Source organism: Acidimangrovimonas pyrenivorans, assembly GCF_042643245.1.
GTDB lineage: Bacteria > Pseudomonadota > Alphaproteobacteria > Rhodobacterales > Rhodobacteraceae > Acidimangrovimonas > Acidimangrovimonas pyrenivorans.
In genome coordinates this window covers 47448-70238 of the sequence record NZ_JBHRSK010000001.1, presented here as the reverse complement: position 1 = coordinate 70238, position 22791 = coordinate 47448, and the positions used below count along the sequence as shown (strand labels likewise).

Below are 22791 nucleotides of genomic sequence, written 5' to 3'. Positions count from 1 at the left end.
CAGGGGCCTGCCTCGCTTGTAACACGAGGCAGACATGGCCACTGAACGTACCCTTTCGATCATCAAGCCCGACGCGACCAACCGCAACCTGACCGGCAAGATCAACGCCAAGTTCGAGGAAGCCGGCCTGCGCATCGTCGCGCAGAAGCGCATCAAGCTGTCCATGGAACAGGCCGGCCAGTTCTACGAGGTCCACAAGGAACGCCCGTTCTACGGCGAGCTGTGCGAATTCATGGCCTCGGCCCCGGTCGTGGTGCAGGTCCTGGAAGGCGAGAACGCCGTCGCCAAGAACCGCGAAGTGATGGGCGCCACCAACCCGGCCGAAGCCGCCGACGGCACCATCCGCAAGGAATTCGCCCTGTCGATCGGCGAGAACTCGGTCCACGGCTCGGACGCACCGGAAACCGCCGCCCAGGAAATCGCCTTCTTCTTCTCGGGCCTCGAAATCGTCGGCTGAGCCCGACCTGCGAGAGATCGCGGCGCCTAGCGCCGCTCGATCACGCCAAGCGCATCAAGGGCCGCCTCGATCTCGGAGCGGCCCTTTTTCTGTGCCCGGGCCTTGAGCGTGTCGAACCTTTCGCGCAGCGCCTCTTTCTCGGCGCCGCGGCAATCGTTCCACGGCCGGCCCTGCAGCGCCATGACCAGGGCGTAATAGGCGATGAAATGGGGCCGCGTGCCGGCGTCCAGCAGGCGCAGATAGGCGGCATCGGGGCCGAGCGCGCGCAGCTCCTCGGCGCTGGCGATGCCGGCGCGGGCGAAGGCGGCCTCGCTGGCCGGGCCGAGATTGCGGATGGTCGAGATCGGAGTCGGCATGGCGGGCCCTTTCGGTCGCCAGCCTAGCCGCCGCTCCCGCCGCGGCCCAGATCAAATCGCGGCCCAGATCAAATCGCGCTCAAATCGCGCTCAGATCGAGGCCCAGTCGGAAAACACCGTGCGCGGCGTCTTCTTGTCCTGCGCCCTGGTCTGCGCCCCGCCTTGCCCTTCGGGCGGCCCGCGGCGCGGCGTCGCCGGGACGTCGTCGCTGTCGGGATGCGTGGAGGTGTCCGGGGGCCTTCCCCCGGGGCTCTGAGGATATTGGCTGGCCATTGCGCCCTCCGGCCGTTCGCGGTCGCCCGCTGTTTGCGGTCATCTCCCCAGGTCGCGCCAGCCTGCGCGTCAAATGTGACGGAAATGTGTCATGCGGCGCCGTTCGCCGCGCGGCGGTTGCAGGGCACGGCGGCCGCGGGAGCGGCGGTCGGGAATTCCAGCAGCTGACGCAGGCCGGTATTGTCGTCGATCATGTCGAAGAGCGTGTAGCGGTCGAGCGAGCCGTAGAAGGCCTCGAGCGCGTCGACCAGCGCCAGTCGCAGCCGGCAGACGGTGGTGAGCGGGCAGGTATTGGCCTCGGGCTCGAAGCATTCGGTGAAGGGCACGCCGGCCTCGAAGGCGCGGAACACCTGGCCGATGCGGACCTCTTCGGGCGCGCGCGCCAGCTGCAGGCCGCCATGCCGGCCCCGGGTCGTGTTGACGTAGCCCAGCTGGCTGAGCGTGTTGATCACCTGCGCCAGATGGTTCTCCGACGCGTTGCAGGCTTCGGCGATCTCGTGCTTGCGGACCGTTCGGCCCGCATTGATCGCGCAGACCATCAGCGTGCGCAGGGCCAGGTTGGTGCGGGTGGTGAGTCTCATGTCGGTTCCGGTCGGTTCAAAGATGCGCCAGACTTGCATGAAATCCGTCACGCGGAATTGATCGAGATCAGTTCGCCGCATGGATTGTGGGCGGCATCGCCGTCCCGGGCTGCGCAGTGACGCGGGAACAGGCGACATGCGCCCCGGCGCGGCAGTTCGCGATTGTCGGGCCGGGGATGTCGGTTCCGGGGTTGACCCGGCCGCGCCCCTGCCTAACCATTCAGCCACGACGCTTGCACGGGAACGCGCATATCCGGGCCGAGAGCTTCTCGCGCCCACAAGATGTGTTGTCTTCCCGCGACAGGCAGCGGAGCCCGGATCTCGGCGCCAAGCCGTGAGACAAGGGCGAAAGACAGGTCGCGCGGGAGAACAACCGGGCCGAACGAAACAACCGGGGAAGGTGCGACCGACCCATGCCAACAGAGGGGATCAAGACATGAACGCAGTTACCCGATTGTTAACCGGCGCGGCGATGGGCGTCGCGCTCAGCCTGTCGTCGGGGGCCGTGCTGGCCAAGACGCCCGACAACATGCTGGTCGTCGCCCAGCGGATCGACGACCTGATCACGATGGACCCGGCGCAGTCCTACGAATTCACCGGCGGCGACATCAGCCGCAACATCTATTCCAAGCTGGTCACCTTCGATCCGGCCGACCTGTCGGCGGGCTACAAGCCCTCGATCGCGACCAAGTGGGACGTGTCGGAGGACGGCAAGACCGTCACCTTCACCATCCGCAAGGGCGTGAAGTTCCATTCGGGTAACCCGCTGCGGCCCGAGGACGTGGCCTTCTCGCTGCAGCGCGCGGTGCTCTTGAACAAGACGCCGTCCTTCATCCTGACCCAGTTCGGCTTCTCGAAGGACAACGTCAAGGACACGATCAAGGTCGTCGGCGACGACCAGGTTTCGATCACCACCGACAAGCGCTACGCCACCTCGTTCCTGCTCAACTGCCTGACCGCCACCATCGCCGGCATCGTCGACGAGAAGACGGTGATGGCGCATGAAAAAGACGGCGACATGGGCAACGAGTGGCTGAAGACCAACGATGCCGGCTCGGGCCCCTACGTGCTGACCAGCTGGAAGCCCAATGACAGCTACACCCTGACCGCCTTCAACGACTACTGGGGCGGAGCGCCGGCGATGAAGCGGATCATCGTCCGCCACGTGCAGGAAAGCGCGACCCAGCGGCTGATGCTCGAAAAGGGCGACATCGACGTCGCGCGCAACCTCAATCCCGAGGACGTGCAGGCGATCGAGAAGGAAGACGGGCTGAAGGTCGACAACGAGCTGCGCGGCCGGCTGATGTATATCTCGTTCAACCAGAAGGACCCGGAGCTGTCCAAGCCCAAGGTCGTCGAGGCGTTGAAATACCTCGTCGACTACAAGGGCATGGTGAACAGCTTCCTCAAGGGGCAGTGGCAGGTCCACCAGTCCTTCCTGCCGCTGACCTATCTCGGCCAGATCAAGGACAACCCCTATTCGTTCAACGTCGACAAGGCGAAGGAGCTGCTGAAGGAGGCCGGGGTCAAGGACCTGACGATCACCGCCGGCGTGCGCGACGCGCAGGAGCGGCTCGAGATCGCCCAGTCGCTGCAGAACACCTTCGCCCAGGCCGGGGTGACGCTGAAGATCGAGGTCGGCACCGGCAAGCAGGTGCTGGGCAAGTACCGCGCCCGCCAGCTGCAGATGTATGTCGGCGCCTGGGGTCCGGACTATCCCGACCCGCAGACCAATGCCGGCACCTTCGCCTGGAACCCGAACAACGCCGACGACGCCAAGCTGACCGGCAGCCTGGCCTGGCGCAACGCCTGGGACCCGGGCAAGTTCAACCAGATGGTCGATGCCGCCGTGGTCGAGCCCGACCGGGCCAAGCGGGCCAAGATGTATGAGGACATGCAGCGCGAGTGGCAGAAGACGGCGCCCTTCGGCGTCCTGTTCCAGAAGGTCGAGCAGACCGGCCTGGCCGCTGACGTCCAGCACCTGAACGTCGGCGGCGCCATCACCGCGATCTCTTACTGGGCGATCACCAAGGAATGACATCCGTTCCCAACCAGAACGGGCAGAGCCGGCGCGGGCCGGCTCTGCCCAAGTGGCTGAAGGGCACCATCTTCGGCCTCGGCTCGATCCTGGCGACGATGCTGGGGCTGCTCTTCGTCACCTTCATCATCGGCCGGGTGATGCCGCTCGACCCCGTCCTCGCCGTCGTCGGCGAGCGCGCGACCCAGTCGACCTATAACGAGGTCTATCACCAGCTCGGGCTCGACAAGCCGCTGCTGGTCCAGTTCCTCTACTACCTGCGCGACGTGATCCACGGCGATTTCGGCACCTCGCTGCTGACCTCGCACCCGGTGATCCAGGACATCGCCCGGGTCTTCCCGGCGACGATCGAGCTGGCGACGCTGGGCACGATCATCGGCGTCGTCGTCGGCGTGCCGCTGGGGGTGATCGCGGCGGCCAGGCGCGGCAGCTGGATCGACCAGATCGCACGCGTCGTGGCCCTGGTCGGCTACTCGATGCCGATCTTCTGGCTCGGCCTCGTCGGGCTCTTGGTCTTCTACGGCATCCTCGGCTGGGTCGGCGGACCGGGGCGCGTCAGCGTCTTCTACGACGGCATGGTGCCGCCGGTGACCGGCATGATCCTGGTCGATGCGGCGCTGGCCGGCGACTGGGACGTGTTCCGCGACGCGCTCAGCCACATCATCCTGCCGGCCTCGCTGCTGGGCTACTACTCCCTTGCCTATATCAGCCGGATGACGCGCTCGTTCATGCTCGAGCAGCTCAGCGCCGAATATGTCACCACGGCGCGGGTCAAGGGCATGTCGGAACGGGCGGTGATCTGGCGCCATGCCTTCGGCAATATCGGCGTCCAGCTGATCACCGTTGTCGCGCTGAGCTACGCCAACCTGCTCGAAGGCTCGGTGCTGACCGAGATCATCTTCTCCTGGCCCGGCATCGGCCAGTACATCACCAACGCGCTGCTGTCGGCCGACATGAGCGCGGTGCTGGGCGGCACCATCGTCGTCGGGCTGGTCTTCGTCGTGCTCAACGTCTTCTCCGATCTTCTCTACCGCTTCTTCGACCCGAGGGCCAAATGACGGCGACTCCCGACACCACGACCTGGCGCGGCTGGCTGCTCTCCGACACGCCGACCTCGCGCCGCCATGCCCGGCTCTCCTCGCTCTACAAGGGCTGGCTCTCGTTCCGCTCGAACACCCTGGCGATGGTCGGGCTGGGCATCCTGGTGGCGCTGCTGCTGATGGCGCTGTTCGCGCCGCTGATCGCGCCGCACGACCCGCTGGCGCAGAACCTGCTCGACCGGCTCAAGCCGCTGGGCACGCCGGGGCATATCTTCGGCACCGACAGCCTGGGCCGCGATATCCTCTCGCGGCTGATCTACGGCTCGCGCATCACGCTCTACATCGTCACCCTGGTGGCGCTGATCGCGCCGATCGCCGGGCTGCTGGCGGGCACCGTCGCCGGCTATGCCGGCGGCTGGGCCGATATCGTGCTGATGCGGATCACCGACATCTTCCTCGCCTTCCCGCGCCTCGTGCTGGCGCTGGCCTTCGTCGCCGCGCTGGGGGCGGGGATCGAGAACGCGGTGCTGGCGATCTCGCTGACCGCCTGGCCGCCCTATGCACGGATTGCCCGGGCCGAGACGCTGACGATCCGCAATTCCGACTATATCAGCGCGGTGCGGCTGCAGGGGGCGGGGCCGATGCGGATCATCACCCGCCATATCTGGCCGCTCTGCATCTCGTCGCTGATCGTGCGGGTGACGCTCGACATGGCCGGCATCATCCTCGCCGCCGCCGGCCTCGGCTTCCTCGGCCTCGGCGCCCAGCCGCCGAGCCCGGAATGGGGCGCGATGATCTCGGAAGGGCGCCGCTTCATCCTCGATCACTGGTGGGTGGCGACGATGCCGGGGCTGGCGATCTTCACCGTGTCGCTGGGCTTCAACCTGCTCGGCGACGGGCTGCGCGACGTGCTTGACCCGAAGGCCGAAAAATGACCGATCTGCTCGACGTCCAGAACCTCTGGGTCCGCTTCCCGACCCGCAACGGCATCTTCGACGCCGTGCGCGGCGTCTCGTTCCGGCTCGGCCGCGAACGGCTCGGCATCGTCGGCGAAAGCGGCTCGGGCAAGTCGATGACCGGCCGCGCCATCCTGCGGCTGATCCGGCCGCCCGGGCAGCTGACCGCCGATCACATCCGGCTCGACGGCGAAGACCTGATGACGAAGTCGGAGAAGGGGATGCGCGCCGTCCGCGGCAGCCGCATCTCGATGGTCATGCAGGACCCCAAGTTCTCGCTCAACCCGGTGATGCGGGTCGGCGACCAGATCATGGAGGCGCTGCGCCTGCATGCCAGGGTGTCGCGGACCGAGGCGCGCAAGCGGGCGCTGGAGATGCTCGAGGCGGTCTCGATCCGCGATCCCGAGCGGGTCTTCCGCGCCTTCCCGCACGAGATGTCGGGCGGCATGGGCCAGCGGATCATGATCGCGATGATGCTGATCCCGAACCCGGAGCTGCTGATCGCGGACGAGCCGACCTCGGCGCTGGACGTCTCGGTCCAGGGACAGGTGCTGCGGATCATGGACAAGCTGGTGCAGGACCGCGGCATGGGGCTGATCTTCATCAGCCACGACCTGAACCTCGTCGCCCAGTTCTGCGACCGGGTCCTGATCATGTATGCCGGCCGCGTGGTCGAGACCTGCGACGCCGACAAGCTGCACCAAGCCACCCATCCCTATACCAGAGGTCTGCTGAACTCGATGCCCAGGATCGACGCCCCGCAATCCCGTCTTGACGTCCTCAGCCGCGACCCGGCCTGGTCCGAGGCGCCCAGCGTCGGCCCCGATGACCGGGGCCTGCCCGAGTTGCCGCAACCCGGCCCCGCCGGGCTGGGCAACCTGGGCGCAGACATCGCGGAGGGAAAATGAGCGCCCCGGCCCTCAGCTTCTCCGGTCTCGACGTCTGGTTCGGCAGCGGCCGCGACCATGTCGCCGCGGTCAAGGGGGCAAGCTTCGACGTCGCCAAGGGCGAGAGCTTCGGCCTTGTCGGCGAGAGCGGCTCGGGCAAGTCGACCATCATGCGGGCGCTGACCGGGCTGGTCGAGACCTGGTCGGGCGGCATGATGGTGGACGGTCACAAGCTGACCCCCGGCAAGAGCCGCGACAAGACCTTCTACAAGAAGGTCCAGATGGTGTTCCAGGACCCCTATGCCTCGCTCCACCCGCGCCATTCGGTCGACATGGTGCTGAGCGAGACGCTCAGGCTGCACGGCTTCGACGACATCGAGGCGCGGATCGGGAAGCTGCTCGACGATGTCGGCCTCGGCCCGGCCTTCCGTTTCCGCTACCCGCACCAGCTCTCGGGCGGCCAGCGCCAGCGCGTGGCGATCGCAAGGGCGCTGGCGCCCGAGCCCGAGATCCTGCTGCTGGACGAGCCGACCTCGGCGCTGGACGTCTCGGTCCAGGCCGAGATCCTGAACCTGCTCGGCGACCTGCGGGACGAGCACGACCTGACCTTCCTGATGGTCAGCCACAACCTTGCCGTCGTCGCCCATATGTGTTCGCGTATCGCGGTGATGAAGGATGGCGAGATCGTCGAGGTGATGTCGGTCGAGGACATGCGGGCCAACGCCTCGCACCATTCCTATACGCAAAGCCTGCTGCGGGCCTCGCAGGGCTATTTCCGCGACACGGACGCGATGCAGGAGGCATGAGATGACGGCACTTCCGGTTTTCGACGGCCATAACGACTTCCTGCTGCGGCTGCTGCGCAACCCCGGCGAGCGGGAGAAGATCTGGCTCGAGGGCGAGGGGGCGGGGCATCTCGACCTGCCGCGGATGCGGAAGGGCGGTTTCGCCGGCGGTTTCTTCGCCATCTACATCTCCTCGCCGATGCCGCATGACGCGCCGGATTTCGAGGCGCTGATGGACAACCCGCCCTTCGAGCTGCCGCTGCCCGAGCTGATCGGCCACGAGCAGGCCCAGCCGGTGGCGCTGGCCATGGCCGGCCACCTGTTCTGGATGGAGCGCGCGGCCAAGGGCCAGTTCCGGATCTGCCGCAGCGCGACCGAGTTGCGCGCCTGCCTGGCCGCCGGCACCGTCTCGGGCATCATGCACATGGAGGGCGCCGAGCCGATCGCCGCCGATCTCGACGCGCTCTACCTCTACCACGCGATGGGCCTGCGCTCGCTCGGCCCGGTCTGGAGCCGGCCGACGGTGTTCGGTCACGGCGTGCCTTTCGCCTATCCCTCCGGCCCCGATACCGGGCCGGGGCTGACCGAGGCGGGCAAGGACCTGATCCGGGCCTGCAACGAGCTGAGGATCATGGTCGATCTCAGCCATCTCAACGAGAAGGGCTTCGACGACGTCGCCAAGCTGTCGGACGCGCCGCTGGTCGCGACCCATTCCAACGCCCATGCCGTGACGCCCTCGGCCCGCAACCTGACCGACCGCCAGCTGGCGGCGATCCGCGAGACCGGCGGCATGGTCGGGCTGAACTTCGCCACCTCCTTCCTGCGCCCCGACGGCCGCAAGGCGCCCGAGATGGGCTGGGAGCCGGTGCTGCGCCATCTCGACCACCTGCTCGCCAATCTGGGCGAGGACCATGTCGGGCTGGGCTCGGATTTCGACGGCGCCACGGTGCCCGAGGGCATCGGCGACGTTACCGGCCTGCCGGCGCTGCAGCAGGCGATGCGCGACCATGGCTACGGCGAAGAACTGATGCGCAAGCTCTGCCACGAGAACTGGTTCGCGGTGCTGGAGCGGACCTGGGGCGCGTGACCGAGGCTGTCGATAGCGTTCAGGCGCTGGCGGCGCGGCTCCTCGCCCTGTCCGCGCAGCCGCGGGCGCTGGTCGCGCTGGTCGGCGCGCCGGGCTCGGGCAAGTCGCATGTCGCCGAGGAGCTGGCGGCGCGGGTGAATGCCGAGCGGCCCGGCCGGGCCGCCGTGCTGCCGATGGACGGCTTCCACTACGACGACGGGCTGCTTCGAGAGTTGGGGCGGCTGGCGATGAAGGGCGCGCCGGACACGTTCGATGTCGGCGGGCTGGCCGCCACGCTGCGCCGGCTGCGCGGCGACGAGGATGCGGTGGCGGTGCCGGTCTTCGACCGGGCGCTGGAAATCTCGCGCGGCGCGGCCCGGCTGATCCCGCGCCGCACCGGCCTCGTTATCGTCGAGGGCAATTACCTGCTGCTGCGCGAAGGCGCCTGGGCCGGGCTGGCGCCGCTCTTCGACCTGACGGTGCGGCTGGACGTGCCCGAACCGGTGCTGCGCGCGCGCCTGAGCGCGCGCTGGCAGGGCTTCGGCCTCGATGCCGCCGGCGTCCGGCGCAAGCTCGAGGAGGTCGATCTGCCCAACGGCCGCAAGGTCGCTGAGGCCAGCGCCGCCCCGGATCTGGTGTTGCGGAACGGCTAGCGTTCTCTCCTCTGTTCTGGGGGGGCGGCGATTCGTCAGGCTTGGCAACGGCGGCGGCGGCGGTTAAGCGAAATACATGAGGAGTGAGGGCCAACCAACATCGCCGCCGGCGGAGGCCGCCATCGCCATTGTGCCCGAAGGAATGAAGCCGGGCCGCACGCTGGCTGCCCGGCCGGTCTCCGATCTGGTCTGGCCTCTGGGCTGCCCGCAACGGCTGATCGGCGCCCGGGTCGGCGACATGGCGCCCGGCGACCACCTGATCGTCCGCCCCTCGGGGCGGCTCTGGCTGCCCGGCGCCCTGGCCGGGATCGCGGCGCGGAAATCGCTGCTGATCACCGAGCCCGAGGCGCGCCACGGTCGCCACATGCGCCGCGCCCGCCGTGCCCATCGCCGCTTCCACCGGGTGCTGAGCAGCAATGCCGCGCTGCTCGACGCGATCCCCAACGGCCTGTTCTTTCCCGCCGGCTCGACCCGCCTGGCCGACGGGGCCGCGCTCGACCTGACCAAGACGCGGATGCTGTCGCTGATCGCACCGCCCCAGCGCGAGCTGGAGGGCCACGCTCTGCGCCACCGCTGCGCCGAATGGCTCGGCAATATCGGCAGCGATGCCGACGTGATGGGGCACGGCTACCGGCCGCTGGCGCGCAAGGCCGACGGGCTGGCCTGCTACCGTTTCTCGCTGGTGATCGAGCCCGTGCGCGAGCCGGGCTATTTCTCCGAACAGCTGGTGGACGCCCTGCTGTGCAAGACGGTGCCGATCTACTGGGGCGCGCCGGACATCGCCGACCATTTCGACCCGGCCGGCCTCCTGGTCTGCGACAGCTTCGACGACATCAAGGTGGCGGTGGCGCGGTTGATCCCGGGAGACTACGTCGAACGGGCCGAGGCGATCGAGCGCAACCGGGCACTGGCGGCGGATTATGCCGATGTCGAGGGCCGTGTCGCCCGGGCGATCGCCGAAACGCTGTGACCCGTCCTCGCAGGGCGGGGGCGCAGCTGCCCGCAGCGCGCTTCCTCCCGCCCGTCCACCGCCGCGCACGGGGCCGTGGCTTGAGCTGTCACAACGGCCTGATAGAGTGCCGGCGAAGGTGTGATCTGGAGGGTTCCATGCGCTGGCTTCTGCGGCTTCTCGGGCTGATCGTCGTTCTGGCCCTGCTGGCGGGCGGGGCGCTGATGCTGCTGCCTTCCGACCGGATCGCCAGGCTGGCCGCGGGCCAGTTCGAGGCCGCCACGGGCCGCGCCATGGAGATCACCGGATCGGTGCGGCCGACGCTGTGGCCGCGGCTGGGCGTGCGCACCGGCCCGGTGCAGATCGCCAATGCCGCCTGGTCGAAGCAGGGTCCGATGTTGCAGGCCAAGGGGCTTGAGATCGGTGTCGATCTCGGCGCGCTGATCGGCGGCGATATCCGCATCTCGAAGGTCGAGGTGCTGGCGCCGAAGATCGTGCTGGAGCGGCGCAAGGACGGCACCGGCAACTGGGAATTCTCGCCCCCGGCCACCGCCAAGGCACCGGCGGCCGACACCGCCCCGGCCGGCAAGTCGGGCGGGGTCCGGGCCTTCAGCCTCGACAAGGGGATCATCTCGGACGGTTCGGTGCTGTGGATCGACCATGCCACCGGCCAGCGCATCGCGCTCGACAAGATCGACGCGACCCTGGCGATCCCGGCCTTCACCGGCCCGGCCGACCTGCAGCTGACCGCGCTGGCCAACAAGCGCAAGATGACCATCGCCGGCAAGCTGGACGCCTTTGCCGATTTCCTCGCCGGCAAGGTGGTCGGCAGCGACCTGACCGCCACCATCGGCGGTTCGACGATCCGCTTCGCCGGCAAGCTGGGCACCGCGCCGGTGGCGGCGCAGGGCGATCTCGACATGACGCTGGTCGATCCCGCCGCGCTGGTGGCGATCCTCGGCGCCGCCGCCCCCGACCTGCCGCGCGGGCTGGGCCATGACAAGATCGTCGCCAAGGGCCAGGTGACGCTGGCGCCCGATGGCGGCCTGCACCTGCGCAACGGCGCGGTGACGCTGGATGGCAACAGCATGAACGTCGCCGCCGACGTCACCTTCCCGGCCGCGCGGCCGAAGATCAACGCCCGCATCGGCGCCGGCGCGCTCGACCTCTCGGCTCTGACGGCCTCCGGCGGCGGCGGCACCGGCTCCGGCACTGGCGGCGGAGCGGCGTCTTCGGGCTGGTCGAAGGCGCCAATCGACGCCAGCGGGCTCAAGGCCGCGGATGCCGAGGTCGACCTCACCGCCAGCAGCATCGATCTCGGCCTCGCCAGGCTGGGCAAGACCCACGCGGTGGTGACGGTCGAGAACGGCCGCGCGGTGGTGCAACTGAAACAGCTCAGCGCCTATGGCGGCGGCGTCACCGGCGAGGTCGTGGCCAATGCCCGCTCGGGCTTCTCGACCGCCGCCGACCTCACCGTCTCGGGCGTCTCGATGCAGCCGCTGCTGACCGATCTGGCCGGCTACAAGCGGCTGATCGGGACCGGCGACATGCGGCTGAAACTGCTGGCCTCGGGCAACAGCCTGTGGGCGCTGACCCATTCGCTGTCGGGCAGCGGCAGCGTGAAATTCGGCAAGGGCGAGCTGGTCGGGCTCGATCTCGTCGGCATGCTGCGGACGCTGAACGTCAACTATGTCGGCGCCGGCAAGAAGACGATCTTCGACAGCATCGGCGGCAGCTTCACGATCAAGCAGGGCGTGCTGTCGAACAACGATCTCGCCTTCGCGGCACCGCTGCTGACCGCCAAGGGCGCCGGGACGGTGAATATCGGTGGCCAGTCGCTCGACTACACGGTGACGCCGACGGCCCTGACCAAGGCCGACGGCACCGGCGGCCTGACAGTGCCGGTGAAGATCTCCGGCCCCTGGGCCAGCCCGCGCTTCGGCATCGACGCCAAGGCGATCGCCGACGAGAAGCTGAAGGTCGAGAAGAAGAAACTCGAGCAGAAGGCCAAGGACGAGTTGGCCAAGAAGCTGAAAGTGACCCCGGAGGGCGGCCAGAGCACGGAGGACGCGGTCAAGAAGAAGCTGGAGGACGAGGCCAAGAAGGGGCTGCTGAACCTGCTGAAATAGGCCCGGCCGGAGAACCGGCGGCGGCCACGCGCCTCCGGCGGGAGTATTTTGGCAAAGAAGAAGCCAAAGGCAGCGCTTCCCCTTCACCTTTGCGCAAATACTCCGGGGGAGTCACCGCAGGTGACGGGGGCAGCGCCCCCAAGCCGCGCGCGGCGCGCTGGAAGAGCGGCGCGCCGCTGGATCGTCTGCCTAGCGCCGGCGGTCGCGGCGGGCCGACATCGGCTGGAAGGCGACGCCGACATGGGCCTCGCAATAGGGCTTGCCCTGCTGCGCCGGCAGGCCACAGAACCAGAATTCCTCGGTCGCCGGATCGCCGATCGGCCATTTACAGGTCCGCTCGGTCAGTTCCATCAGCGTCAGCTTGCGCGCCTTCTTCTCGACCTCGCCGACCTTGGCCAGCGCTTCGGGGCTGATCTCGTTGGCCGAGGGCTGCGGCGGCAGCGGCTGGCCGGCGGGGACCACCTGCTTGCGCGCCGGGCTGGGCGCCGGCGACGGCGCCGCGGCGGCCGGGGCGGCGGGGCGCGGTTCGGGCGCCGGTTCGGGGCGCGGGCGCGGTGCCTCGGCCTTGGCGGCGGGGGCCGGCTTGGCCGTCTGCTCGGGCTTCTCCGGCGCGGCTTCCTCGGTCTTGCCCGATCCGGCGGTGCGGTTCGACAGGCCGAGGCGGTGCACCTTGCCGATCACCGCGTTGCGGGTCACGCCGCCCAGCTCCTTGGCGATCTGGCTGGCGCTCTGGCCTTCGGCCCACATCTTCTTCAGCGTCTCGACGCGCTCGTCGGTCCAGGACATGACTGCCTCCGGTCTGGATTTGGCCGACAGCTTGCGGGCGCGCCGTTCGGCGCCGTGGGCCAGCTGCCTTGGAGAAGTTCCGTTCGCCCCTATTCTAGTCGGGACGGGGTGAGATACAAGCGGCGCCCGGCGATTGCAAGGCGTCCGCGGCATTGCATGCCGGGCGCGGCCGTGAGATTGCAGCGCGCGGCGAAAGGAGACGGACATGATCGGCACGACGGAAATGGGAGTGCGGCGTTTCGGCCGGGTCAACTGGCTGGGCATGGCGACGCTGGCGCGGCGCGAGGTGATGCGGTTCCTGACGGTGTGGTCGCAGACCCTGCTGGCGCCGCTGATCACCGCCGGGCTGTTCCTCGCCGTCTTCGCCCTGGCGATCGGCCCGACCCGCGGCGAGGTGATGGGCCAGCCCTTCGTCAAGTTCCTCGCCCCCGGCATCCTGATGATGACGGTGATCCAGAACGCCTTCGCCAACACCTCGTCGTCGATCGTCATCGCCAAGGTGCAGGGCAATATCGTCGACACGCTGATGCCGCCCCTGTCGCCGCTCGAGATGGTGCTGGGCTATGTCGCCGGGGCGATCGGCCGGGGCCTGTTCGTCGGCATCGCGATCTGGACCGCCAGCGCGCTGAGCCTGGGGGTCGGCCTCGCCCATCCGCTCTGGGCGCTGATGGTGCTGGTGCTGGGCGCGACGCTGCTGGGCGGGCTGGGCATGGTGGCGGCGGTCTTCGCCGACAAGTTCGACCAGATGGCGGCGATCACCAATTTCATCATCACCCCGCTCGCCTTCCTCTCTGGCACCTTCTACTCGGTCGAGACCCTGCCCAAGGTGATGCGCGATCTGACCCACTGGAACCCGGTCTTCTACCTCATCGATGGCATGCGCTACGGCATCCTCGGCGTGTCGGACGCACCGCCGCTGCAGGGGCTGGTGATCTGCCTCGGCGTCACCCTGGCGGTGCTGTCGCTGTGCTGGCTGTGGTTTAAGCGCGGCTACCGGATGAAGCCCTGAGCGGGGGGGCGGATCGGGGCGGAAAGCGTTGCGCCGCGGCGGCGGCATTGCCGCGCTGACCTGCCCGGCGGTCCCATTCGCGCTGGACTTTCAACCCCGGAGCGGCTATCCGCCTTCCCATGATCGACCGGAACGCCCTTTTCTCGCTTCCCCGACGCCGACGCACCCGCGCCTGACGTCCCGATCACGCGTGCGCGCCGCGCACATCCCCTCACATCATCACCGTCGTTGACTTGGCCCCAAGCCTTTGGCACCCCTAGGGCCTTCTAGCACAGGATAGATCCATGGTCCCTTCCGTCCTTCCGACCTATAACCGCGCGCCCCTCTCCTTCGAGAAGGGCGAGGGCAGCTGGCTGATCGAGGCGGACGGAAGCCGATATCTCGACCTCGGCGCCGGGATTGCGGTCAACGCGCTGGGCCATGCCAATCCCGAACTGGTCGCCACCCTGACCGAACAGGCCGGCAAGCTGTGGCACACCTCGAACCTCTACCAGATCCCGAACCAGCAGAAGCTGGCCGACCTGCTGGTCGAGCACAGCTTCGCCGACACCGTCTTCTTCACCAATTCCGGCACCGAGGCGGCGGAGCTGGCGATCAAGATGGCGCGGAAATACTGGTACGAGAAGGGCCAGCCCGAGCGCATCGGCATCCTCACCTTCGAGGGCAGCTTCCACGGCCGCTCGACCGGTGCCATCGCGGCCGCCGGTGGCGACAAGATGACCAAGGGGTTCGGCCCGCTGATGCCCGGCTTCACCCAGCTGCCCTTCGGCGATCTCGACGCGCTCAAGGCGGCGATCGGCCCGGAGACGGCGGCGATCCTGCTCGAACCCGTCGTCGGCGAGGGCGGCATCAAGGTCTGGCCCGACGCCGCACTCAAGGCGATCCGCGCGCTCTGCGACGAGACCGGGACGCTGCTGATCCTCGACGAGGTGCAATGCGGTGTCGGCCGGACCGGCAAGCTCTTCGCCCATGAATGGGCCGGCATCACGCCCGACATCATGATGGTCGCCAAGGGCATCGGCGGCGGCTTCCCGCTCGGCGCGGTCTTGGCCACCGAGGACGCCGCCAGCGGCATGACCGCCGGCACCCACGGCTCGACATATGGCGGCAACCCGCTGGGCTGCGCCGTCGGCGCGAAGGTGATGGAGATCGTCGCCGATCCCGCCTTCCTCGACGAGGTCAACCGCAAGGCCGGCCTGTTCCGGCAGAAGCTGGAAGGCCTGATCGCCGCGCATCCGGAGGTGTTCGAGGAGGTCCGCGGCCTCGGCCTGATGCTCGGCATCAAATGCAAGGTGCCGAACGTGGACCTGGTCAAGGCCGGCTATGCCGAGCACGTCCTCACCGTCCCCGCGGCCGAGAACGTGATCCGCCTGCTGCCGGCGCTGACCATTTCCGACGACGAGATCGCCGAAGCCGTCACCCGCCTCGACCGCGCCGCCACGGCCATCGAGGCCGCCTGATCTTCCTCTCAGCAGAAATATCCTCGGGGGTCCGGGGGCAGACAGCCCCCGGCGCCCTCCACCAAGAAAGCCGTTCCGTATGAAGCACTTCCTCGACATCCACACCACCGACGCCGCCGACCTGCGGGCCATGATCGACAATGCCAGGGCGATGAAGCAGGCCCGCGACGGCCTGCCCAAGGGCACGCCGGACGCCGAGCAGCCGCTGGCCAACCGCATGGTCGCGCTGATCTTCGAGAAACCCTCGACCCGGACCCGGATCTCCTTCGACGTCGGCGTGCGCCAGATGGGCGGCCAGACCATGGTTCTGTCGGGCGCCGACATGCAGCTCGGCCATGGCGAGACCATCGCCGACACCGCCCGGGTTCTCAGCCGCTATGTCGACCTGATCATGATCCGGACCTTCGAGGAGCAGACCCTGCTCGAGATGGCCGAATATGCCGACGTGCCGGTGATCAACGGTCTGACCAACCGCACCCATCCCTGCCAGATCATGGCCGACGTGCTGACCTACGAGGAGCACCGCGGCCCGATCGCCGGCAAGAAGGTGGTCTGGTCGGGCGACGGCAACAACGTCTTTGCCTCCTTTGCCCATGCCGCCGGCCAGTTCGGCTTCGACCTGACCTTCACCGGGCCCGAGCCGCTCGATCCCGAGAAGGCCTGCCTCGACTTCGCCGCCGCCCAGGGCCACCCGGTGACGATCGAGCGCAACCCGGAGAAGGCGGTCGAGGGCGCCGACCTCGTCGTCACCGATACCTGGGTGTCGATGCACGATCCGCAATCGGCGCGCGAGCGGCGGCACAACCAGCTGCGCGGCTACCAGGTCAACGAGCAACTGATGAGCCACGCCAAGCCCGACGCGCTGTTCATGCATTGCCTGCCGGCCCATCGCGACGACGAGGCGACCAGCGCGGTGATGGACGGGCCGCATTCGGTGATCTTCGACGAGGCCGAGAACCGGCTGCACGCCCAGAAGGCGGTGCTGCGCTGGTGCCTCGGGGTCTGAGCTCGCTCAGCCCTCGGGCGTGACCGTCGCCGCCTGTCCCAGCTTCGGCAGTTCGGGGCGGGCGGTTTCTTCGGGGACCAGCTGCAGTTTCGGCCCGCCGGCGAAGCCGGTCGTGATCCTGACATAGGTGACCGTCCCGCCCTTTGTGCTCAGGGTCAGGTCGGGCTTTTCCATCATCGCGTGGGCGAGGCCGATATTGAGGAAGTTCGCCTGCGTCCGGGCTGCGATCTGCACTGTCCCCGGGGCGGTGACGGCGGCGTAGCGCGTGCCGGATCGAATATCGGCGATGGCGGCGCCGTTGATCGCGATGCGGTAGATATTGGCGCTGCCGACGAAGTTCGCTGGCCGGTAGAAATAGACTACCGCCTTGTTGCGCGGCACCGTCAGCGGCGCCTCCTGCACCTGCGGCGGCGCGTTGGCGGGCGGCGCGGTGGCCGGTCCGGTTTCCGGAACACAGGCCGCGGCCAGCAAGGCGACGGGAATGACGCTGGCGATACGGAACATGGCCGGTTTTCTCCTCTCGGCGTGGCTACGAGGCAGAAGTCTAGACCGCGCCCTTCAATGTAGGTGTTGATCCCGATCAAGCCCCGCTTCAGCGGTCCGTCGCCTCAGCCGCGCCGTTTCGCCCGCAGGGTCGGATCGGCCTGGGTCGGGTCTTCGGGCCAGGGATGCTTGGGATAGCGGCCGCGCATGTCCTTGCGGACGTCGGCATAGGACGAGGCCCAGAAGCCCGGCAGATCCATCGTCACCTGCACCGGCTTGCCGGCCGGCGACAGCAGGGTCAGGCGCAGGGGCAGGCGCCTGGGGCCGACCGTCGGGTGTTCGGTGACGCCGAAGAGCTCCTGCAATCGCAGTTCGATCCCCGGCGCCGCGCCGGAATAGTCGATCGGCACCTTGCGGCCGAGCGGGGTGGTGAAATGGGCCGGTGCGAGGCGGTCGAGCAGCTGCATCTGCTCCCAGCTGAGGCTCTGGCGCAGCGGCTCCAGCAGGTCGAGCGCGGCGAGGTCTGCGGCGCTCTTGCGCCCCGCCAGGTGGGGCAGGAGCCAGTCGTCGAGCCGCGCCATCAGACCGGCATCGGACATGTCGGGCAGATCGGCGCCCTGGCCGCGCAGCAGCTCGACCCGGGCGCGGAAGCGGCGGGCGGCGGGCGAGAAGCCGAGGGCGTCGAGGCCGAGATCGCGGACGCCGTCGGCGGCGGCACGGGCGACGGCCTCGGGCGGGGCGTCGGGCCAGGTCCGGTCGTCGAGGACGAGGGCGCCGAAGACCTCCTGCCTGCGGGTCACGACGCGGCGGTCGCGCTTGGACCAGTCGCAGACCTCGCGCCAGTGGATCTGGTCGGCATAGAGCGCGCGCAGCCCGGCCTCGGAGATCGTCGCCGCCTGGCGGATGCGGGCCTCGCGCGTGTCGCCGTCGAGATTGGGGACGACGATCAGGCGGGCGCCGGCCAGCGGGTCGGCCTCGTCCATCATCGCCCCCTTGCCGCCCGACAGCACCCAGCGCGGCGTCTCGCCCTTGCGGCGCAGCCCGACCCGGTCGGGATAGGCCAGTGCCGCCATCTCGCCCGGCTCCAGCCCGGCATCGGGGGTCTTGACCATGCGGGCCAGCCGTTTCGCCTCGGCCCTGATCCGTTCGATCACGCCGCGATCCGCCGGCCAGGGGTGGCGGTCGGCATAGGCGCGGGGATCGGCGATCGCTCGTAGCCGCAGCGCCAGGTCGACCGGGGCGCCGCGGGAGAGCGGGTCGCGTTCCTCCAGCAGCGCGGCGAGCGGGGCGGCGGAAGGGCCGGCGCGCAGCAGCATGTGGCCGAGCCGGGGATGCAGCGGCAGGGCGGCGAGGGCGCGGCCGTGATCGGTGATCGCGCCGGCGGCGTCGAGGGCACCGAGCTCGGTCAGCAATGTCCGCGCTTCGGCGAAGGCGCCCGGGTTCGGCGGGGTCAGGAAGGCCAGATCGTCCGTCCCGCGCGCGCCCCACAGCGCCAGTTCCAGCGCCAGGCCGGTGAGGTCGGCGGTCTCGATCTCGGCCGGGGCGAAGCCGGGCAGGGCACCCTCCTCGCCCTTGGTCCAGAGCCGGAAGCACACCCCCGGCGCCACCCGGCCGGCGCGGCCGCGGCGCTGTTCGGCCTCGGCCCGGCTGACCTTTTCGGTCACCAGCCGCGACATGCCGGAATTGGGGTCGAAGCGGGCGCGGCGGGCGCGGCCGGCATCGACGACGACGCGGATGTCCTGGATCGTCAGCGATGTCTCGGCGATGGCGGTGGCCAGCACCACCTTGCGGCCTTCCTGCGCCGGGGCGATGGCGGCGCGCTGGGCGGCGAACTCCATCGCGCCGTAAAGCGGGCGCAGGGTGCAGTCGGCGGGCAGCCGGCCCTTGAGCAGGGTTTCCGTGCGCCGGATCTCGCCCTCGCCGGGCAGGAAGACCAGCACGCCGCCCTCGGTCTCGGCGACGGCCCGTTCGACCAGCCCGGCCACGGCCTCGGGCAGGCGGGCGCGGGGGGCGAGCGGGCGGTCGAGCCAGCGCGTCTCGACCGGGAAGGCGCGGCCCTGAGAGGTGACGACCGGGGCGTCGCCCATCATCGCCGCCACCGGCTCGGCGTCGAGCGTGGCGGACATCACCAGCAGCAGCAGGTCGTCGCGCAGGGCGCCGCGCAGCTCCCAGGTCAGGGCGAGGCCGAGATCGGCATTGAGCGAGCGTTCATGGAATTCGTCGAAGACGACGGCGCCGATGCCGTCGAGCGACGGGTCGGACTGGATCATCCTTGTCAGGATGCCCTCGGTGACGACCGCGATGCGGGTCTCGCTCGAGGTCCTGGTCTCGCCACGGATGCGGTAGCCGACGGTTCTGCCCACCGGCTCGCCCAGCGTCTCGGCCATGCGCTCGGCGGCGGCGCGGGCGGCGAGGCGGCGGGGTTCGAGCATGACCAGCTTGCCGGCGAAGAGGCCGGCATCGAGCAGCGCCAGCGGTACCCGCGTCGTCTTGCCGGCGCCGGGCGGGGCCTGCAGCACGGCGCGGCCGGCCCGGCGCAGGGCGGCGGTCAGCTCGGGCAGGGCGGCGTCGATGGGAAGCGTGTCGGCCATGGCGCGGTTATCGGCGTTTCGGCGCGGCTTGGCCAGAGCGGGTGATGATCGGAGGTTCCGCCCGGCGATTGCGCCGGGCAGGCAGGCGCTGCCCTTCTCTCCTCGCTCGACCGCTTCACAAGGCTGGACATGGCCGCCATGCCAAGAGACAACGGCTCCCGAGCAGGCACCGGAGGCAGGACATGGATATCGACGATCTGGCGCAGCGCATCCAATCGGGCGACCGCAGGGCGCTGGCCCGGGCGATCACGCTGGTCGAGAGCGGCCGCGCCGATCATCGCGAGATGGCGGCCGAGTTGCTTGACCGGCTGGCGGGCTCGGGCCGGCAGGCGCTGCGCATCGGCCTTTCCGGCACGCCCGGTGTCGGCAAGTCGACCTTCATCGAGTCCTTCGGCCTGATGCTCACCGGCCAGGGGTTGCGCGTCGCGGTGCTGGCGGTCGATCCGTCCTCGGCCCGCTCGGGCGGCTCGATCCTCGGCGACAAGACCCGGATGGAGCGCCTCAGCCGCGACCGCAACGCCTTCATCCGGCCCTCGCCGAGCCAGGCCCAGATGGGGGGCGTCGCCCGCCGCACGCGCGAGGCGATCGCGCTGTGCGAGGCGGCGGGCTTCGACGTGGTGCTGATCGAGACGGTCGGCGTCGGCCAGTCGGAAACCATGGTGGCCGAGATGTCGGACCTGTTCGTGCTGCTGCTGGCCCCGGCCGGCGGCGACGAGTTGCAGGGGGTCAAGCGCGGTATCATGGAGATCGCGGACCTGATCCTCGTCAACAAGGCCGACGGCGCGCTGAAGGAAACCGCGACGCGGACCTGCGCCGATTACGCCGGGGCGCTGCGGCTGCTGCGCAAGCGGGCGCAGGACCCGGAGGGCTTTCCCAAGGCGATCACGGTTTCGGCGCTGGAGGAACACGGGCTTGAGCGGGCCTGGGACGAGATGCAGGCGCTGGCGGACTGGCGCCGCGAACACGGGCATTTCGACGCCCGCCGGGCCGAGCAGGCGCGCGGCTGGTTCGAGGAAGAGGTCCATCTCGGCCTGCTGGCGCGGCTCGAGCGCGACCCGGCGCTGAAGGCGCGGATGGCCGAGCTGGGCGCCGCGGTGGCCGAGGGCCGGGCGGCGCCGGCGCGGGCGGCAGCCGAGCTGCTGGCGGCGCTCGAGGGGCGCTGAACCGGGTTCATATATCAGTCAGGCCAATGTCACGCCGCATATGCGGAGGCAGGCGACGCAAGCCGTGCATCCGGGCGCGCCGCGGCTGCGGCGCGCGCTTTTGCGATTGGCGGAATATCCTTTTCAGAAAGGACAGGTCAGGCGGGCGGATCAGGGTTTGCGTGGTCATGACGGGTTTCCTTTGCTTGGCTGAGAACCCTGATATGGCGCCGGGAGGGCTGGAGAACCAATCGAACCTGGGCTATCAGGCATAAGGAGGTTTTATGCCATGCCCGCCGCGCCGCTTGCCCCTCTGCCGCCCCTTGCCGCGATCCGTGCCTTCGAGGCCGCGGCCCGCCACCGCAGCTTCACCCGCGCCGCCGAGGAACTGGGAATGACCCAGGCGGCGGTCAGCTATCAGGTCAAGGTGCTGGAGGACCGGGTCGGCGTGCCGCTGTTCCGGCGCCGGGCGCGCGGCGTGTCGCCGACGCCCGAGGGCGCCCGGCTGGCGGCCCGCGCCGGCGAGGCGCTGGAGATCCTGCGCGACGCCTATGCCGAGGCGCGGCAGGACAGCGACCAGACGCTGGTGATCTCGGTCGTCGCCACCTTCGCGACCCATGTGCTGGCGCCAAGGCTGGGCCGGTTCCAGATCGCCCATCCCGAGATCACGACGCGGGTCGATGTCGATCAGCGGCTGGCCGACCTGGCGGCCGGCGAGGCGACGGTGGCGATCCGGACCGGCAAGGGCGTCTGGCCCGGGCTGCACGCCGACCGGCTGATGCGGGCGGGCTTCACCCCGATGGTCAGCCGTGGCTTCCTCGACCGCCACGGCCCGCTGACCGATCCGGCGCAGCTGCTGCAATTGCCGCTGGTCGATCCGGCCGATCCCGACTGGGCGCGCTGGTTCGCCGCCGCCGGGGTCGAGCGGCCCGCCGCGGCCGCTGGCCAGCGCAGCAGTTTCGGCACCCAGGTGCTGCAGGCGCAGGCGGTGCTGGCCGATCAGGGCGCCGGGCTGCTGTCGCCGCCCTTCTTCGGCGAGGCGCTGCGGCGGGGCGACCTGGTGAGACCGTTCGGGATCGAGATCGACAACGATGTCGATATCTGGCTGGTCTATCCCGAACGGCGCCGCAACGCCCCGGCGGTGCGGGCGTTCCGGGCCTGGATACTGGAGGAGATGGCGCAGATCGGGGCGGCGTGAGCGCCCTCAGCCGCCATGCGCCGCGCGGCTGTCCGCAGGGGCCTGGGCGCGGTCGTCGAGCCCGTAGTCGCGGATCACCCCGGCGACGCGCAGCCGGTAATCGGCGAAGACGCCGGATCGGCCGGCGGCCTGGGCCCGGCGATGGCTGTCCCGTTCGCGCCAGGCCTGCACCGCCGCCTCGTCGCGCCAGAAGGACAGCGACAGCAGCTTGCCCGGCGTCGTCAGGCTCTCGAAGCGTTCGACCGAGAGGAAACCGTCGGCCTGTTCGAGGTCGGCGCGCAGGGCGGCGGCGGTGGCCAGGTAGGCCTCGCGCTGGCCCGGGGCCGGGCTCACTTCGAATATCACCGCGATCATGGCGCGTCTCCTTTCCGGCTCTGGGCGGGCGGGCCTTGTGCCCCCCTTTGTGCTCCCATGTGCCCCCCCCTTGTGCCCGCGGGGCTCGGCGCCCATCATAGGCGCGCGCGCCGCGGGGGCCAGAGCCCGTGGCCGGCCCCGAGGCGGATTCCCTGTCCTGAATCGCTTGACGCCCCGCGGGATTCCCCCTAAACGGCGCGGATGGAATTCGGCGCATGGCCCTTGGCCGTGCCCTATGATGTTTACGACACGAAGGATCAAGACGATGTCGCGCGTCTGCGAACTGAGCGGTAAGGGCCCGATGACTGGCAACAACGTCAGCCACGCCAACAACAAGACCCGTCGGCGCTTTCTGCCGAATCTGAACGATGTCACCCTGCTGTCCGAGACCCTCGGCCAGTCGTTCAAGCTGCGCGTCGCGGCTTCGGCGCTGCGCTCGGTCGACCACCGCGGCGGGCTCGACGCCTACCTCGCCAAGGCGAAGGACGAAGAGCTGTCGCCGAAGGCGCTGAAGATCAAGAAAGAGATCGCGAAGGCCCAAGCCTCCGCCTGATCCGACCGTTCGCGACACGGTTGACCGGCCCTGCCAAGC

Annotated in this window: 23 protein-coding genes; 16 read left to right on the top strand and 7 right to left on the bottom strand. The window is 69.4% G+C overall.

Features of this window, described 5'->3' with window-relative positions; all coding sequences use genetic code 11:
• Positions 1-34 precede the first annotated feature (34 nt).
• Positions 35-457 (top strand): nucleoside-diphosphate kinase, encoded by a 423-nt coding sequence (gene ndk, locus ACFOES_RS00375; RefSeq protein ID WP_377830760.1) that lies wholly within the window; start codon positions 35-37, stop codon positions 455-457.
• A gap of 26 nt (positions 458-483) precedes the next feature.
• Here the strand turns inward: ndk and ACFOES_RS00370 are convergent, their stop codons facing one another.
• Positions 484-813: a TfoX/Sxy family protein gene (locus ACFOES_RS00370; protein WP_377830758.1), complete on the bottom strand. Its 330-nt coding sequence runs from the start codon at positions 811-813 to the stop codon at positions 484-486.
• A gap of 362 nt (positions 814-1175) precedes the next feature.
• Positions 1176-1667, bottom strand: coding sequence for an RrF2 family transcriptional regulator (locus ACFOES_RS00365; protein WP_377830754.1), 492 nt, complete (start codon positions 1665-1667; stop codon positions 1176-1178).
• Positions 1668-2103: 436 nt separating this feature from the next.
• Here ACFOES_RS00365 and ACFOES_RS00360 point away from each other — a divergent pair, with 436 nt between their 5' ends.
• The 9 genes from ACFOES_RS00360 (at position 2104) to ACFOES_RS00320 (ending at position 12170) form a co-directional block, all read left to right on the top strand.
• Positions 2104-3705, top strand: a complete 1602-nt coding sequence (locus ACFOES_RS00360) for an ABC transporter substrate-binding protein (RefSeq protein WP_377830749.1) — start codon at positions 2104-2106, stop codon at positions 3703-3705.
• Positions 3702-4763: an ABC transporter permease gene (locus tag ACFOES_RS00355; RefSeq protein ID WP_377830745.1), complete on the top strand. Its 1062-nt coding sequence runs from the start codon at positions 3702-3704 to the stop codon at positions 4761-4763. The genes ACFOES_RS00360 and ACFOES_RS00355 overlap by 4 nt, the downstream gene beginning before the upstream one ends.
• A complete protein-coding gene (locus ACFOES_RS00350; protein ID WP_377830741.1) occupies positions 4760-5680 on the top strand; it encodes an ABC transporter permease in 921 nt (306 codons plus the stop codon). The genes ACFOES_RS00355 and ACFOES_RS00350 overlap by 4 nt, the downstream gene beginning before the upstream one ends.
• Positions 5677-6609, top strand: coding sequence for an ABC transporter ATP-binding protein (locus ACFOES_RS00345; protein ID WP_377830737.1), 933 nt, complete (start codon positions 5677-5679; stop codon positions 6607-6609). Before ACFOES_RS00350 ends, ACFOES_RS00345 begins: the two co-directional genes overlap by 4 nt.
• Positions 6606-7394, top strand: a complete 789-nt coding sequence (locus ACFOES_RS00340; RefSeq protein WP_377830733.1) for an ABC transporter ATP-binding protein — start codon at positions 6606-6608, stop codon at positions 7392-7394. The genes ACFOES_RS00345 and ACFOES_RS00340 overlap by 4 nt, the downstream gene beginning before the upstream one ends.
• A gap of 1 nt (position 7395) precedes the next feature.
• Complete coding sequence (locus ACFOES_RS00335) at positions 7396-8460, top strand: dipeptidase (protein ID WP_377830729.1); 1065 nt, start codon at positions 7396-7398, stop codon at positions 8458-8460.
• Positions 8457-9092 carry a nucleoside/nucleotide kinase family protein gene (locus tag ACFOES_RS00330; RefSeq protein ID WP_377830727.1) on the top strand — a complete coding sequence of 212 codons (636 nt, stop codon included), beginning with the start codon at positions 8457-8459 and terminating at the stop codon, positions 9090-9092. The genes ACFOES_RS00335 and ACFOES_RS00330 overlap by 4 nt, the downstream gene beginning before the upstream one ends.
• Positions 9093-9234: 142 nt before the next feature.
• The gene (locus tag ACFOES_RS00325; protein ID WP_377830725.1) at positions 9235-10062 is read left to right on the top strand and encodes a hypothetical protein; all 828 of its coding nucleotides are present in this window, start codon (positions 9235-9237) and stop codon (positions 10060-10062) included.
• Positions 10063-10199: 137 nt separating this feature from the next.
• The gene (locus tag ACFOES_RS00320; RefSeq protein ID WP_377830723.1) at positions 10200-12170 is read left to right on the top strand and encodes an AsmA family protein; all 1971 of its coding nucleotides are present in this window, start codon (positions 10200-10202) and stop codon (positions 12168-12170) included.
• A gap of 189 nt (positions 12171-12359) precedes the next feature.
• On the opposite strand, the gene ACFOES_RS00315 is transcribed toward ACFOES_RS00320, so the two are convergent.
• Positions 12360-12956 carry a GcrA family cell cycle regulator gene (locus ACFOES_RS00315; RefSeq protein WP_377830721.1) on the bottom strand — a complete coding sequence of 199 codons (597 nt, stop codon included), beginning with the start codon at positions 12954-12956 and terminating at the stop codon, positions 12360-12362.
• A gap of 205 nt (positions 12957-13161) precedes the next feature.
• On the opposite strand from ACFOES_RS00315, the gene ACFOES_RS00310 reads away from it, so the two are divergent.
• From ACFOES_RS00310 to argF, 3 genes are all read left to right on the top strand, one after another.
• Entirely contained in the window at positions 13162-13965 is an 804-nt protein-coding gene (locus tag ACFOES_RS00310) for an ABC transporter permease (protein ID WP_377830719.1), read from the top strand.
• A gap of 284 nt (positions 13966-14249) precedes the next feature.
• Complete coding sequence (locus ACFOES_RS00305) at positions 14250-15425, top strand: aspartate aminotransferase family protein (protein ID WP_377830717.1); 1176 nt, start codon at positions 14250-14252, stop codon at positions 15423-15425.
• 79 nt (positions 15426-15504) lie between these two features.
• The gene (gene argF / locus ACFOES_RS00300; protein ID WP_377830713.1) at positions 15505-16431 is read left to right on the top strand and encodes an ornithine carbamoyltransferase; all 927 of its coding nucleotides are present in this window, start codon (positions 15505-15507) and stop codon (positions 16429-16431) included.
• Positions 16432-16437: 6 nt separating this feature from the next.
• Here argF and ACFOES_RS00295 read toward each other — a convergent pair whose 3' ends face one another.
• A complete protein-coding gene (locus ACFOES_RS00295; protein WP_377830711.1) occupies positions 16438-16935 on the bottom strand; it encodes a DUF2846 domain-containing protein in 498 nt (165 codons plus the stop codon).
• A gap of 104 nt (positions 16936-17039) precedes the next feature.
• On the bottom strand, positions 17040-19505 hold the full coding sequence (hrpB, locus tag ACFOES_RS00290) for an ATP-dependent helicase HrpB (RefSeq protein WP_377830709.1): 2466 nt from the start codon (positions 19503-19505) through the stop codon (positions 17040-17042).
• Between the two features lie 182 nt (positions 19506-19687).
• Here hrpB and meaB point away from each other — a divergent pair, with 182 nt between their 5' ends.
• Positions 19688-20668 carry a methylmalonyl Co-A mutase-associated GTPase MeaB gene (gene meaB / locus ACFOES_RS00285; RefSeq protein WP_377830707.1) on the top strand — a complete coding sequence of 327 codons (981 nt, stop codon included), beginning with the start codon at positions 19688-19690 and terminating at the stop codon, positions 20666-20668.
• A 7-nt stretch (positions 20669-20675) separates the two neighbouring features.
• Here meaB and ACFOES_RS00280 read toward each other — a convergent pair whose 3' ends face one another.
• Positions 20676-20837, bottom strand: a complete 162-nt coding sequence (locus tag ACFOES_RS00280; RefSeq protein WP_377830704.1) for a hypothetical protein — start codon at positions 20835-20837, stop codon at positions 20676-20678.
• 99 nt (positions 20838-20936) lie between these two features.
• On the opposite strand from ACFOES_RS00280, the gene ACFOES_RS00275 reads away from it, so the two are divergent.
• Entirely contained in the window at positions 20937-21845 is a 909-nt protein-coding gene (locus ACFOES_RS00275; RefSeq protein ID WP_377830702.1) for a LysR substrate-binding domain-containing protein, read from the top strand.
• Between the two features lie 6 nt (positions 21846-21851).
• On the opposite strand, the gene ACFOES_RS00270 is transcribed toward ACFOES_RS00275, so the two are convergent.
• Entirely contained in the window at positions 21852-22199 is a 348-nt protein-coding gene (locus tag ACFOES_RS00270) for an antibiotic biosynthesis monooxygenase family protein (RefSeq protein WP_377830700.1), read from the bottom strand.
• A gap of 265 nt (positions 22200-22464) precedes the next feature.
• Between ACFOES_RS00270 and rpmB the strand changes: the two genes are divergently transcribed.
• Entirely contained in the window at positions 22465-22752 is a 288-nt protein-coding gene (gene rpmB / locus ACFOES_RS00265; RefSeq protein ID WP_377830989.1) for a 50S ribosomal protein L28, read from the top strand.
• The last annotated feature ends 39 nt before the right edge of the window (positions 22753-22791 follow it).

Excerpts from the sequence above, each read along its gene's own strand:
- ACFOES_RS00345 (WP_377830737.1), top strand. The coding sequence starts at position 5,677 with ATGACCGATCTGCTCGACGTCCAGAACCTCTGGGTCCGCTTCCCGACC.
- ACFOES_RS00320 (WP_377830723.1), top strand. The coding sequence starts at position 10,200 with ATGCGCTGGCTTCTGCGGCTTCTCGGGCTGATCGTCGTTCTGGCCCTG.
- ACFOES_RS00370 (WP_377830758.1), bottom strand. The coding sequence starts at position 813 with ATGCCGACTCCGATCTCGACCATCCGCAATCTCGGCCCGGCCAGCGAG.
- ACFOES_RS00305 (WP_377830717.1), top strand. The coding sequence starts at position 14,250 with ATGGTCCCTTCCGTCCTTCCGACCTATAACCGCGCGCCCCTCTCCTTC.
- ACFOES_RS00310 (WP_377830719.1), top strand. The coding sequence starts at position 13,162 with ATGATCGGCACGACGGAAATGGGAGTGCGGCGTTTCGGCCGGGTCAAC.
- ACFOES_RS00360 (WP_377830749.1), top strand. The coding sequence starts at position 2,104 with ATGAACGCAGTTACCCGATTGTTAACCGGCGCGGCGATGGGCGTCGCG.
- ACFOES_RS00325 (WP_377830725.1), top strand. The coding sequence starts at position 9,235 with ATGAAGCCGGGCCGCACGCTGGCTGCCCGGCCGGTCTCCGATCTGGTC.
- ACFOES_RS00340 (WP_377830733.1), top strand. The coding sequence starts at position 6,606 with ATGAGCGCCCCGGCCCTCAGCTTCTCCGGTCTCGACGTCTGGTTCGGC.
- ACFOES_RS00275 (WP_377830702.1), top strand. The coding sequence starts at position 20,937 with ATGCCCGCCGCGCCGCTTGCCCCTCTGCCGCCCCTTGCCGCGATCCGT.
- ACFOES_RS00295 (WP_377830711.1), bottom strand. The coding sequence starts at position 16,935 with ATGTTCCGTATCGCCAGCGTCATTCCCGTCGCCTTGCTGGCCGCGGCC.
- ACFOES_RS00350 (WP_377830741.1), top strand. The coding sequence starts at position 4,760 with ATGACGGCGACTCCCGACACCACGACCTGGCGCGGCTGGCTGCTCTCC.
- ACFOES_RS00280 (WP_377830704.1), bottom strand. The coding sequence starts at position 20,837 with ATGACCACGCAAACCCTGATCCGCCCGCCTGACCTGTCCTTTCTGAAA.
- argF (WP_377830713.1), top strand. The coding sequence starts at position 15,505 with ATGAAGCACTTCCTCGACATCCACACCACCGACGCCGCCGACCTGCGG.
- ACFOES_RS00365 (WP_377830754.1), bottom strand. The coding sequence starts at position 1,667 with ATGAGACTCACCACCCGCACCAACCTGGCCCTGCGCACGCTGATGGTC.
- rpmB (WP_377830989.1), top strand. The coding sequence starts at position 22,465 with ATGTCGCGCGTCTGCGAACTGAGCGGTAAGGGCCCGATGACTGGCAAC.
- ACFOES_RS00315 (WP_377830721.1), bottom strand. The coding sequence starts at position 12,956 with ATGTCCTGGACCGACGAGCGCGTCGAGACGCTGAAGAAGATGTGGGCC.
- ACFOES_RS00270 (WP_377830700.1), bottom strand. The coding sequence starts at position 22,199 with ATGATCGCGGTGATATTCGAAGTGAGCCCGGCCCCGGGCCAGCGCGAG.
- ACFOES_RS00335 (WP_377830729.1), top strand. The coding sequence starts at position 7,396 with ATGACGGCACTTCCGGTTTTCGACGGCCATAACGACTTCCTGCTGCGG.
- hrpB (WP_377830709.1), bottom strand. The coding sequence starts at position 19,505 with ATGGCCGACACGCTTCCCATCGACGCCGCCCTGCCCGAGCTGACCGCC.
- ACFOES_RS00355 (WP_377830745.1), top strand. The coding sequence starts at position 3,702 with ATGACATCCGTTCCCAACCAGAACGGGCAGAGCCGGCGCGGGCCGGCT.
- ndk (WP_377830760.1), top strand. The coding sequence starts at position 35 with ATGGCCACTGAACGTACCCTTTCGATCATCAAGCCCGACGCGACCAAC.
- meaB (WP_377830707.1), top strand. The coding sequence starts at position 19,688 with ATGGATATCGACGATCTGGCGCAGCGCATCCAATCGGGCGACCGCAGG.